Raw genomic sequence first — 12950 nt, 5'->3', positions numbered from 1 at the left:
TTTAAAAGGAGAAATAACGGAATATGAAGCAATCTAAAATTCTTGTGCCAACACTTAAGGAAACACCTAAGGGTGCCGAGGCTTTGAGTCATCGAATGTTAGTTCGAGCTGGATATATTCGACAGATTTCGGCTGGTATGTACGCGTATTTACCGCTTGCCTATCGGGTATTAACAAAGATTGAAACAATTGTTCGGCAAGAAATGACTCAAACTGACGCACACGAAATGTTAATGCCAGATATTTTACCTGCTGATTTATGGAAAGAATCAGGGCGATATGATACATATGGACCCGAACTTTTCAAATTTAAGAACCGTCACGACACTGATTTTATTCTAGGACCAACCCATGAAGAAACCTTTACGGCACTTATTCGGGATTCAATCAAATCATATAAACAATTGCCACTAGTTTTATATCAAATTCAAAATAAATATCGTGATGAAAATCGGCCTCGTTATGGACTACTTAGAAGTCGAGAATTTATTATGAAAGATGCCTATTCATTCGCAACCAATGATCAGGATCTTGATAAGTCATATCAAGCGATGGAGAAAGCTTATCGTCGGATTTTTGATCGAATTGGCCTTAACTATCGAGTCATCATTGGTGATGGTGGTGCAATGGGTGGTTCCGATTCAAAAGAATTTTCTGCAATGGCCCCTGTTGGTGAGGATACCATTGTGTACTCCGACCAAAGTGATTACTTTGCTAATTTGGAAATGGCAAAAGCCAAGAATGTCGACGAGCCTTCTGATGACCCGGTTAAGAATCTTGAAAAAGTTGCAACGCCTAATGCCAAGACAATTCAAGAAGTTGCCAACTTTTTGAATGTTTCGGATAATAAAACGATTAAATCAATGTTGTATATTGCCGACGAAAAGCCAGTATTGGTTTTAGTTCGTGGTGATTATGACGTTAACGATGTTAAACTAAAGAATTACTTACATGCTGATTTTCTTGACCTTGCCACCGATGATCAAGCCGTGAGGTACCTTGGTGCAGACTTTGGTTCATTAGGACCAGTTGGGGTTAGCGAAGACGTTCAAATTTTGGCTGATCAACACGTTTCTGGGATGAAAAATGCAGTTGTTGGCGCGGATCAAGATGGTTATCATTACATCAATGCTAATCCTGGGCGCGATTTTCGAATCGATCAAGTTGATGATTTTATTGTGGTCAAAGAAGGTGAAGTTTCACCCGATGGTAAGGGAAAGTTGAAGTTCACCCGAGGAATTGAAATTGCCCACATCTTTAAATTAGGAACCCGCTATTCAAAATCTCTGAACGCAACTGTATTAGATGAGAATGGTCGCACTGTTCCAGTTATTATGGGATCTTATGGGATTGGAATTAGTCGGTTACTCTCAGCTATTTCGGAACAAAATGCTGATGAGAACGGATTGGTTTGGCCAGTCTCGGTTGCACCATACGCGGTTCATGTCATCCCGATTAACGTTAAAAAACAGGTCCAAATGGATTTAGCAAACCAGATTGAATCTCAACTAACCAGCGCCGGCTTGGAAGTCTTAGTTGATGATCGTAAGGAACGACCCGGAGTTAAATTTGCCGACTCTGATTTAATGGGAATCCCGCTGCGAATTACGATTGGTAAAAAAGCGGATGAAGGAATTGTTGAAATTAAACTCCGAAAAAATGGTGAAACAGTAGAAAGCAAAGTAGAAGAATTAAGCGAAACGATAAAAATTTTGTTGAAAAATCTTGACGAAGAGTAGGATTACTCACTACTATTAACGTATATTATCGTCACGGTTAGATAAAGGGACTGTGCCAAAACTGACGTTTTGAAGCGGTCCCTTTATTATGTTACTTAATTTCAGTAGTTGTATGATGCTCTTTGTTAGATTAAGGAGGATTTGCTGTGAGTCTGGATCAAAATGAATTGTTTGAAAAACTATTAGAACAAATTCGATGGACAGAAGCAAAAGATAAACCCTATTTTCAAGATGCCAAAATCCAGAAACTAGAGGTTCATGAAAAAAGTCAACGTTGGCAGTTTGATATTGTGATGCCGAGAATTTTACCATTTGAAATTTTCAATGACTTTAACGCACGACTTAAATCTGCGTTTCAAGAAATTGCAAAAGTTTCATTGAATATTACACCTGAAAATAACCATTTTGATGAACAATTACTTCGTCAATATTGGCAATGGGTAGTGGTAAATAGTGGGGTGACATCACCTCTTATTCAAGAATTGTGTGAAGACCGATACCCTTCAATTGTTGATTCCCGAATTGAGTTTATAGCGGAAAATGATATTGTAAAAAACTTTCTAACAAATACGGCACTTGGTCCAATTGAGGACATGTATCAGCGAGCCGGCTTTCCGGATTTTACCATTCATACGATCGTGGATGAAAGTTCATCTCAGGAAAATATCAAGGCCTTACAAAAGAAAAAAGAAGCAGACAATGCAGTTCTGGTTAAGAAGGCAAAACAGGCAATTCAGCAGAATAACCAATCTCGAGCAAAAAGATCAAGTAATGGTAAAAGTATGATTGGACGAAAGATCAAAGATGATTTGCCAACTATGAAGATGCAGGATATTACCGAGGAAGAACGTTCAGTCGTCGTTTCTGGATATGTTTTTAATAAAGAAGTTCGATCACTGAGATCCGGCCGTCAGTTATTGATGTTAAAAATAACTGACTACACATCTTCAATTCAGGTCAAAAAATTTTCTAATAAAGGCGAAGAAGCTTTATTTGAAGGGATCAATGAAGGTGACTGGGTAAAGGTTCGCGGCAGTGTTCAAGAAGATAATTATTCACACGAATTAACTCTAAATGCTTATGATATTAATCAGGTGAAGAAAGTTTCTCGCCAAGATACTGCAGCCGAAGATGAAAAGAGAGTCGAATTACATCTGCACACGACAATGAGTCAGATGGATGCCACTAATAATATTGCCGATTTTGCCAAGCAAGCAAAGAAGTGGGGCCACAAAGCATTGGCAATCACCGATCATGCTGGTGTTCAAGGTTTTCCTGATGCGTTTCATGCCGGTCAAAAAAATGATATTAAAATGCTATATGGTGTTGAAATCAATCTAGTGGATGATGGTGTTCCAATTACCTATAATGACAAGCATATTCCCTTAAAGGATGCTACTTATGTTGTTTTTGACGTTGAAACAACTGGACTTTCTGCAATTTATGACAAGGTTATTGAACTTTCAGCTGTCAAAATGCAAAATAACAATGTAATCGATCAGTTTGAAGAGTTTATTGATCCAGGGTTTCACTTGTCCGAAAAAACAACTAATTTAACCTCTATTACTGACGATATGGTGCATGGTTCTAAATCAGAAGAAGAAGTTTTTAAACTTTTTCGAGAGTTCTATGGTGACGCTGTGATTGTTGGCCATAATGTCACATTTGATGTTGGTTTTATGAATACTGGTTACGTTCGTCACGGGATGCCGGAAATTTCTAATCCAATTATTGACACATTACCTTTAGCACGATTTTTGTATCCCCACATGCGTGGTTATCGTTTAAATACACTTTCGAAGAAGTTTGATGTCAATTTGGAACATCACCATCGAGCAGTTTATGACGCTGAAGCAACTGGACATTTAAATCACATATTCTTAAAAGATGCCGAGGATCGTTATGGTGTTGTTTATCTTGATGAATTGAACCATCACATGACCGAAAATGATGCGTACAAGCACGCACGGCCATCACACGCAATTTTGTTGGCGAAGACTCAAGCGGGCTTAAAAAACATGTTCAAAATTGTGTCCTTGTCCAATGTTCATTATTTCTTCAGAGTGCCACGGGTGCCACGTAGCCAATTGGAGAAATATCGAGATGGCATTATCGTTGGGTCAGCATGTGCATCTGGGGAAGTCTTTACCGCAATGACCCAAAAGGGAATTGATGAAGCTCGGAAGAAAGCTGATTTTTATGACTACTTGGAAGTTCAGCCTAAGCGAGCATATGCACCGCTAATCGAGCAGGGATTGATTGCTGACGAGAATAACCTTAAAGAGATATTATCCAATATGGTTAAGCTTGGGGATGAAATGGATAAACCGGTTGTTGCAACCGGTGATGTTCACTTTCTTAACCCTGAGGACTATATTTATCGTAAGATTTTAATTAATTCACAAGGTGGTGCTAATCCACTAAATCGGCAAGAGCTCCCGGATCTTCATTTTTTGACAACTAATGAAATGTTGGATGACTTTTCTTTTCTAGGCGAAGAAAAGGCCAAAAAAATTGTTGTGACAAATACCAATAAAATCGCTGATGAGATTGAGGATGTTCATCCATTAAAGGATAAACTTTATACACCGAGAATGGCGGGAGCTGAAGATGAAATTCGGACTCGCACAATGAATACTGCTCATGCATGGTATGGAGATCCGCTTCCAAAAATTGTTGATGACCGTCTAAAAACTGAGTTGAAAAGTATTATTGGTAATGGTTTTTCCGTGATTTATTTAATTGCCCAGCGATTGGTTGCTAAAAGTAACAAGGATGGGTACTTGGTAGGATCACGGGGGTCTGTTGGCTCCAGCTTGGTTGCCACTTTAACCGGGATCACAGAAGTTAATCCATTGCCCCCTCACTACCGTTGTCCTCACTGTCAACATACTGAATTCTTTACTAAGGGTGAGTATAGTTCAGGTTATGACTTGCCACGAAAAAAGTGTCCAGAATGTGGCACACAAATGATTGGCGATGGCCATAATATTCCTTTTGAAACTTTTCTAGGTTTTACAGGGAATAAAGTGCCTGATATTGATCTTAATTTCTCAGGTGATTATCAACCAATTGCCCATAATTACACAAAAGTTTTGTTTGGTGAAAAGAATGTATATCGAGCCGGAACAATTGGCACGGTTGCTGACAAAACTGCCTATGGTTACGTTAAGGCGTTTGAACGAGATAAAGGAAAAACCTATCGTCAAGCCGAGGAAGATCGTTTGGCGAAAGGGGCAACCGGAGTTAAACGAACAACTGGCCAACATCCTGCCGGCATAATTGTTGTCCCTGACTATATGGATATTTATGACTTTACACCAATTCAGTATCCAGCCGATGATCAAGATGCTGCTTGGCAAACCACTCATTTTGATTTCCACTCGATTCATGATAATATTTTGAAAATCGATATTCTGGGGCATGATGATCCAACCATGATTCGGATGCTACAGGATTTGTCCGGTATTAATCCGAAATCAATTCCAATGGATGATCCTGGTGTGATGTCGATCTTTTCAAGTCCTAAAATCTTGGGGGTAACAGAAGATCAGATTCAATCAAAAACTGGAACGTTAGGGGTACCGGAATTTGGAACTCGGTTTGTTCGTGGCATGTTAGAGCAAACCCATCCAAGTAATTATTCGGAGCTGCTTCAGATTTCCGGCTTGTCACACGGAACTGATGTTTGGCTTGGAAATGCCGACGAATTAATCAAAAACGGGACCGCAACAATTGCTAATGTGATTGGATGTCGAGACAACATCATGACCGATTTGATCCAATGGGGGCTTGATTCAGAACTTTCATTTCAAATTATGGAAAGTGTCCGACACGGTCGAGGAATTCCTGATGATTGGCAGGCAGAGATGAAAAAAGCAAAAATTCCTGACTGGTATATTCAATCTTGTCTAAAGATTAAGTACATGTTCCCACGAGCCCATGCTGCTGCTTATATTTTAATGGCGCTGAGAATTGCTTATTTCAAAGTCTATTTTCCATTAGTTTATTATGCGGCATACTTTTCAGTTCGAGCTGATGACTTTGATATTGTTTCAATGTGCCGTGGTAAAGAGGCGGTTAAAAATGCGATGCGTCAAATTAATGATAAAGGCATGGAAGCCTCTGCCAAAGAAAAAAATCTACTAACCGTTTTGGAACTTGCAAATGAGATGCTTGAACGGGGTTACGATTTTGAAATGGTTGATTTGGCAAAATCCGATTCCAGCGAATGGCTGATTGATGGGAATAAGCTGATTGCACCATTTAATTCTGCTCCGGGTCTCGGATTGAACGTTGCCAAGCAAATTGTAGCTGCTCGCGAAGATAAGCCGTTTATTTCGAAGGAAGATTTGGCTAAACGTGGTAAAGTTTCAAAAACATTAATTGATTTTATGACAGAAAATCATGTTTTAGATGGATTACCGGATGAAAACCAGTTAAGTTTATTTGATATGATGTAATGGAAATTGTGAGAATGTTTTAACGATTCCACAAAGCGGGGCCAGACACCGACCAATCCATTTGTCATGATTAATGATCTATGGTATACTAACTTTACTAAATAACTTGTAAGGAGTGAGCAGAAATGCTCGCTCTTTTTAATGGATAATTTTTAGGAGGCCTATTTTTGAGCAATGTCGTTGAAACGGTCAAACAAGTTGTCACACCAATTTTAAAGGAACATTCGTTTTACCTTTTTGATGTTGAATTTGTCAAAGAGAATAAAAGTTGGTACTTAAGGGTTTACATTGATAAACCCGATGGCATCACCATTGATGACTGTGTTTTAGTGAGCGATGAATTAAGTGAAAAATTGGATGCAATGGATCCTGATCCAATCCCACAAGCGTACTTTTTAGAAGTATCGTCCCCTGGTGCAGAACGTCCTTTGCGAAATGAAGAGGAGCTCAAACAGGCGGTTGGCTCATATATTCACGTATCACTGTATAAAAATTTAAATGGCAGTAAAACCTTTGAAGGAACACTCCAATCCGTTGATGATGATCAACTGGTCATGAAAAATGAAAAATGGGGGGAACCTGATACCGTCACTATTCCACGTGATTTGGTCGCTAAATCACGCTTGGCAATCCAATTTTAGTTAAAGGAGACAATAATAATGAGTAAAGAACTTTTAGGGGCCCTTTCAGCTCTAGAAGAAGAAAAGGGCATCAAGAAAGAAGTCGTTATCGAGGCGCTTCAAGCTGCTTTGGTATCTGCTTACAAGCGAAACTACGGTCAGGCCCAAAATGTTCAAGTCGTATTTGACGAGAAGAAAGGTGACATGCACGTTTATTCTGTCAAAACGGTTGTTGATGATGTAACGGACGACCAATTACAGGTTTCACTGGATGATGCCCTTCAAATTAATAAGGGATATGAACTTGGTGACGAAATTAAATTTGAAGTAACACCAAAGAACTTTGGCCGAATTGCTGCCCAAACCGCTAAGCAGGTCATCATGCAACGAGTTAGAGAAGCTGAACGCGAAAATGTTTTTGATGAGTATTCAAAATATGAAGATGAGTTAGTTACCGGAACCGTTGAACGACAAGATACTAGATTTGTTTATATCAACTTGGACAAAGTTGAAGCTGTAATGGGGGCTAAGGACGAAATGCCAAACGAGGTTTATCGTCCTCAAGACCGAATCAAAGTCTATGTGACAAAGGTTGAAAATGCAACCAAGGGACCGCAAGTGTTTGTCAGTCGGACTGCACCCGGAATGCTTAAACGGCTATTTGAACAAGAAGTTCCAGAGATTTATGATGGCACTGTAGAGATTGTTTCAATTGCCAGAGAGGCTGGCGATCGTGCTAAAGTGGCGGTTCGTTCTAACAGTAAGGATATTGATCCGGTCGGAACTGCTGTCGGCCCCAAAGGACAGCGAGTTCAGACAATTGTTAATGAACTTCACGGTGAAAACATGGACATTGTCGAATGGGATGAAGATAATGCCAGATATATTGCCAATGCTTTAAACCCGGCTGAAGTCATCGATGTGATCTTTGACGATGACAATGATCGGGCCTGCACGGTAATTGTTCCGGATTATCAGCTTTCATTAGCTATCGGTAAAAAAGGACAGAATGCTCGGTTAGCTGCTAAATTAACAGGATTCAAAATTGACATTAAGTCTGAAACTGAAGCCAAAGAGTTCTTTGCCACTAAACAGACCAGTGATGACACCCATGAGACTGGTGATGAAAATGATCAATTACAAGATAAGTCAATTACAAATGATCAATCAGACGAAGATTCACAGACAGAAAAACCTGATAATTCTCAAACGGATGCTGACAAGGCAACTGTTGATGATCCATCAGATTCAACAACGGTTAACGAACAAAACATTAATTAAACTTTAGGAGGCGATCCTAGTGAAAAAAAGAAAAATTCCAATGCGTAAAGATATTGTTACTGGTGAAATGGCGCCTAAAAAAGAATTAGTGCGAATTGTTCGTGATTCTGACGGTAACGTTTCTATTGATGAAACAGGCAAGAAATCCGGTCGGGGTGCTTACATTTCAATTAATGTCGATATTGCCAAAAGGGCCAAGTCAGAGCATACTTTTGAAAGGGTGTTTTCAACCAAACTAGAAGATAATTTCTACGATGAACTGATTGCTTATGTAGATCATAAACAGGCTCGAAAAGAGTTGTTTGAAGATGGAAAATAAACAAGCAATTTTGAATTTTTTGGGAATTGCAAGGCGTGCAAGCAAACTTGTTTCCGGGCAAGATAAATTACTTTCAGAAATTCGTAATAGCAAAGTTCATTTTCTGTTCATTGCATCGGATACCGGAGAATCAACAAAGAAAAAATTTACAGATAAGTCAAATTACTATCATGTCCCGGTTAATAACATGTACACTAAAGAAGTGCTTAGTAATGCGATTGGTATGAAACGAACGATCGTTGGAATTTCTGATCGGGGTATGGCAAAAAAATTGGTTGAATTAACCAATAATACTAAGGGAGAGTGATGATATGGGGAAAAAGCGAATTTACGAATTAGCTAAAGAACTTAATGTCTCCAGTAAACAAATCGTTGACCGAGCTGATAAGGCCGGAATGTCAATAAAGAATCACATGTCAACGGTTGACGACAATCAAGAAAAACAAATTAGAAAGATGTTTAGTAAGAGTGGAAATAACAGTACTCAACAAACCAATTCCCATCAACCAACTCAACATCATAATTCTAAAAATTCAGATCAACGCAATCATAATCGAGTGAATGCAAATAACCATCAGTCAAATAATCATGAGCAAGGTCATACCAACAGTCATAGTAATAATAATTCGCGGACTGTTAATCGCACTCAGCATCAAAATCAAGATAACCGTTCTGAAGGTCATACCAACAGTCGCACAAATAGTTTGACTCGTAATAATCAGTCAACGCATTCAAGCAACCGGAACGAACATTCAAGTTCCAATCAAAGTCGAAACAATAATTCCTCTAGGAGTAATGCTTCTAATCGGAGTAACAATTATGCCAGTCGACCAAACAACGCACGTAGTTCAGCTTCAAATGATAACCGGCGTAACAGCACCAGTTCGCAAAATAGCCGGCCAACCACGAACACCTCGAGTCGACCTAATCCTGCGAATGCCCAAAGTCGAACTTCTTCCAATAGTAACCATAACACTAGCAGCTCCAATAATTTTTCTCGTAATAACACTGGTAGTGGGAGATTTGGTGGAAGTTTGAATCGAGGCGGCGGTTCACGAAAGGCTAATAAAAAGCGTAACAAAAAACAACGTAAGCAAAAGAATCAGCGATTACGTCAAGTTGAACATCATGGCGCACCTGAACGTAAAGATCGACCATTACCAAAAGTGCTTGAGTACCAGGATGGCATGAATGCTCAGGACTTAGGAAAGTTACTCCATCGTGAACCAGCTGAAATTGTTAAGAAGTTATTTATGTTAGGCGTCATGGTCAACCAAAATCAATCATTGGATAAAGACACAATTGAAATTTTAGCTGACGATTATGGGATCTCCGCTCAGGAGAAAGTTCATGAAGACTTATCTAATTTGGATAAGATCTTTGAAAAGGAAATGGAAAATACTGAACATTTGGTTTCCCGACCTCCAGTTGTTACAATTATGGGACATGTTGATCATGGTAAGACAACATTACTTGATCATTTACGTCATTCCCATATTACAGAAGGTGAAGCAGGTGGAATCACTCAGAAAATGGGTGCTTATCAAGTACGCCATGGTGATAAAGTGATTACTTTCTTGGACACTCCAGGACATGCTGCCTTCACTGAAATGCGAGCTCGTGGCGCTAACATTACCGATATTACCATTTTGGTTGTTGCTGCAGATGACGGTGTCATGCCTCAGACAATTGAAGCCATTAATCATGCAAAGGCTGCCAAGACACCAATTATTGTTGCGATCAATAAAATTGATAAGCCGGATGCTAATCCGCAACATGTTACCGAACAATTAACCGAATATGGTTTAATTCCTGAAGATTGGGGCGGTGACACTATCTTCGTTAATATTTCCGCCAAATTCGGCAAGAATATTGACGAGCTATTGGACATGATTGGCTTGGAAGCTGAGATGCTTGAATTGAAGGCTGATCCCGAGCAAAAAGCTGTTGGCTCTGTTATTGAAGCCCGACTTGACCAAGGCAAAGGACCAATGGCAACGTTACTCGTTCAACAAGGAACGTTACGTGTCGGTGATCCAATTGTTGTTGGTCATACCTTTGGTCGTGTTCGTGCGATGACAAATGAACGTGGCCGGGAATTGAAAAAAGCAACCCCTTCAATGCCGGTCTCAATTACTGGCTTAAATGATGTTCCAGAAGCCGGTGATCGATTCGTTGTCTTCGCCGATGAAAAGACTGCTCGTGCAGTTGGTGAAGAAAGAGCTAAGGAAGCCCAAGTTCAAGAACGCCGAAAGACTACCCGAGTGACTTTGGATAGCTTGTTTGACTCACTTAAAGAAGGCGAAATGAAGGAAGTAGACATTGTAATTAAAGCTGACGTTCAAGGGTCGGTTGAAGCTTTGTCTAACAGTCTTCAAAAGATTGAAGTTGAGGGTGTTAAGGTTAACATTATTCATGCTGGCGTTGGTGCCATTAATGAAAGTGATGTTGCCTTGGCCGAAGCAAGCAATGCGATCATTATTGGATTTAATGTCCGACCAACCCCACAAGCCAAATCACAAGCGGATAGTGACCATGTTGATATTCGTCTTCATCAAGTTATTTACAATGCGATTGACGAAGTTGAATCAGCGATGAAAGGGATGCTTGCACCAACCTATAAGGAAGAAGTAACCGGTCAAGTTGAGGTTCGTGAAATTTACAAGGCTTCTAAAGTTGGCACAATTGCCGGCGGAATGGTTGTAGATGGTTATATTGAAAAGGGTAGCAAGGTTCGACTAATTCGGGACGGCGTTGTCAAATATACTGGTGATTTAGGTAGTTTGAAACGTTTCAAGGATGATGTTAACCAAGTTAAGCAAGGATTTGAACTCGGCTTGACGATTACGGATTATAATGATATTAAGGTTGGCGATGTTATCGAAGCCTATGTCATGAAAGAGGTTCCGGTTAAATAACATTAATTGCTAATTTTTCCATTAAAACATCAAATTAGGAGGTGTTTCTATGGCTCATTATCGTGTTGGCCGATTGGAACAAGAAATTCAACGAGAAGTCAATGATATTTTGCTGAAACGAGTGAGAGATCCTCGGGTTCAAGGTGTCACATTAACTGGGGTAGAGGTTACTGGTGATTTACAGCAAGTAACTATTTTTTACAGTATTCTCTCAGATAAGACGGAGGACGAACAAAAAACTGCCCAAGGGCTTGAGAAAGCATCTGGTCTGATTCGTGGAGAATTAGGATCACGATTAAGTATTTACAAGACCCCTGAAATTAAGTTTGAACTCGATACGTCAGTTCAATACGGCGATAAGATTGATCGCTTAATCAACAAGTTAAAACAAGATAAAAACTAATCCTTGAACTATAAAAAAGACCGGGCAGATATTTTGTCCGGTCTTTTTTATAGTCATAGATATTTAAGCAAAAGTACGAATTAACAGAAAGTTTCCAATTGGCTCATTGCTCTTAATCAACCGGAAAAACTTTTGAGCTAATCTTTGAAATCATTGATAGTTAACGTGATTTTTGGGATTTATCCGCCTTCTGTTGTGCTTGGATTTTGTGATATACTTTTATTACTGAAACGATTAGGAGAAACGATATATGGATGGCGTAATTGCTTTATTTAAGGAACGTGGGATGACTAGTCATGATTGTATTAGCAAACTGCGAAAAATTTTACACACAAAGAAGGTAGGGCATACTGGTACGCTGGACCCCAATGTTGATGGTGTTTTACCGATTTGCATTGGACAAGCTACCAAGATTAGTGATTTGATGATGCGGTCCGGGAAAGTATACCGTGGGGCAATTACACTGGGGATTGCCTATGACACCGAAGATTTGGATGGAAAAGTTATTAATCAACAACCTATTGAAAGACCATTCACTGCATCACAGATTGATTATGCCCTTTCTAAGTTGACCGGAAATATTCAGCAGATCCCACCAATGTACTCAGCAGTGAAGGTGAATGGTCACAAACTTTACGAATATGCCCGAAAGGGATTGAGTGTTGAACGTCATCCTCGAGAAATTCATATCGCTTATTTTAAACAGATTAAGCCGACTATATTTGATGACGAGCGGCGCACTCAAACGATTTATTTTGAAGTGGCGTGTTCAAAAGGAACTTACGTGAGAACCTTAGCAGTTGATTTTGGAAAGCTCCTTGGTGTGCCGGCTGTTATGTCGGATTTAACGCGAATTAAGAGTGGTGGGTTTGATTTATCTCAATGTGTGACGCTGGCTCAAGTTAATACAGCTGTAGAAAATGACACTTTAGACGAAGTTCTTCAGCCATTGTCAGAAGCATTGCGTCATTATCCAGTCTATTCTCTAGATGAGACCCGCTGGAAAATTGTTTCCAATGGTGGGTTTCTGGATGAATCGATTAACAAGGAACAGCAACCTATAGTTCGTTTAGACTATCAGGGAATTGTTAAAGCTTTGTATCAGTTTGACCAAAAAGTTGGTCAATACCGACCATTCAAAATGTTTTTACTTAACGCGTTGTGCTAGTTGTGCCATATTCTTAACAATTAAATCTTTTATAGAACT

Annotated in this window: 9 protein-coding genes; all 9 read left to right on the top strand. The window is 39.5% G+C overall.

The genetic code is table 11. The features are described 5' to 3' along the window. The first annotated feature begins 23 nt into the window (after positions 1 to 23). The 9 genes from FC85_RS01370 to truB all read left to right on the top strand — a co-directional run bounded on the left by FC85_RS01370 (position 24) and on the right by truB (position 12911). Positions 24 to 1739, top strand: coding sequence for a proline--tRNA ligase (locus tag FC85_RS01370; protein ID WP_057863778.1), 1716 nt, complete (start codon positions 24 to 26; stop codon positions 1737 to 1739). Positions 1740 to 1885: 146 nt separating this feature from the next. Further along, a complete protein-coding gene (locus tag FC85_RS01365) occupies positions 1886 to 6202 on the top strand; it encodes a PolC-type DNA polymerase III (RefSeq protein WP_169788436.1) in 4317 nt (1438 codons plus the stop codon). A 167-nt stretch (positions 6203 to 6369) separates the two neighbouring features. Beyond that, positions 6370 to 6843 carry a ribosome maturation factor RimP gene (gene rimP / locus FC85_RS01360; protein ID WP_057863777.1) on the top strand — a complete coding sequence of 158 codons (474 nt, stop codon included), beginning with the start codon at positions 6370 to 6372 and terminating at the stop codon, positions 6841 to 6843. Between the two features lie 18 nt (positions 6844 to 6861). Further along, entirely contained in the window at positions 6862 to 8103 is a 1242-nt protein-coding gene (gene nusA, locus FC85_RS01355; protein WP_057863776.1) for a transcription termination factor NusA, read from the top strand. Positions 8104 to 8122: 19 nt separating this feature from the next. Then, positions 8123 to 8422, top strand: a complete 300-nt coding sequence (rnpM, locus tag FC85_RS01350) for an RNase P modulator RnpM (protein ID WP_057863775.1) — start codon at positions 8123 to 8125, stop codon at positions 8420 to 8422. Beyond that, entirely contained in the window at positions 8412 to 8729 is a 318-nt protein-coding gene (locus FC85_RS01345; RefSeq protein WP_057863774.1) for a L7Ae/L30e/S12e/Gadd45 family ribosomal protein, read from the top strand. Before rnpM ends, FC85_RS01345 begins: the two co-directional genes overlap by 11 nt. A 4-nt stretch (positions 8730 to 8733) precedes the next feature. Continuing rightward, positions 8734 to 11340 carry a translation initiation factor IF-2 gene (infB, locus tag FC85_RS01340; protein WP_057863773.1) on the top strand — a complete coding sequence of 869 codons (2607 nt, stop codon included), beginning with the start codon at positions 8734 to 8736 and terminating at the stop codon, positions 11338 to 11340. A 49-nt stretch (positions 11341 to 11389) separates the two neighbouring features. Next, on the top strand, positions 11390 to 11743 hold the full coding sequence (gene rbfA, locus FC85_RS01335) for a 30S ribosome-binding factor RbfA (protein ID WP_057863772.1): 354 nt from the start codon (positions 11390 to 11392) through the stop codon (positions 11741 to 11743). Between the two features lie 250 nt (positions 11744 to 11993). Beyond that, positions 11994 to 12911, top strand: coding sequence for a tRNA pseudouridine(55) synthase TruB (gene truB / locus FC85_RS01330; RefSeq protein WP_057863771.1), 918 nt, complete (start codon positions 11994 to 11996; stop codon positions 12909 to 12911). Positions 12912 to 12950 lie beyond the last annotated feature (39 nt).

It is taken from the genome of Lentilactobacillus diolivorans DSM 14421, assembly GCF_001434255.1.
Lineage (GTDB): Bacteria > Bacillota > Bacilli > Lactobacillales > Lactobacillaceae > Lentilactobacillus > Lentilactobacillus diolivorans.
This window is presented reverse-complemented; position numbering and strand designations above follow the sequence as displayed.

Excerpts from the sequence above, each read along its gene's own strand:
- FC85_RS01370 (WP_057863778.1), top strand. The coding sequence starts at position 24 with ATGAAGCAATCTAAAATTCTTGTGCCAACACTTAAGGAAACACCTAAG.
- nusA (WP_057863776.1), top strand. The coding sequence starts at position 6,862 with ATGAGTAAAGAACTTTTAGGGGCCCTTTCAGCTCTAGAAGAAGAAAAG.
- infB (WP_057863773.1), top strand. The coding sequence starts at position 8,734 with ATGGGGAAAAAGCGAATTTACGAATTAGCTAAAGAACTTAATGTCTCC.
- rbfA (WP_057863772.1), top strand. The coding sequence starts at position 11,390 with ATGGCTCATTATCGTGTTGGCCGATTGGAACAAGAAATTCAACGAGAA.
- FC85_RS01345 (WP_057863774.1), top strand. The coding sequence starts at position 8,412 with ATGGAAAATAAACAAGCAATTTTGAATTTTTTGGGAATTGCAAGGCGT.
- truB (WP_057863771.1), top strand. The coding sequence starts at position 11,994 with ATGGATGGCGTAATTGCTTTATTTAAGGAACGTGGGATGACTAGTCAT.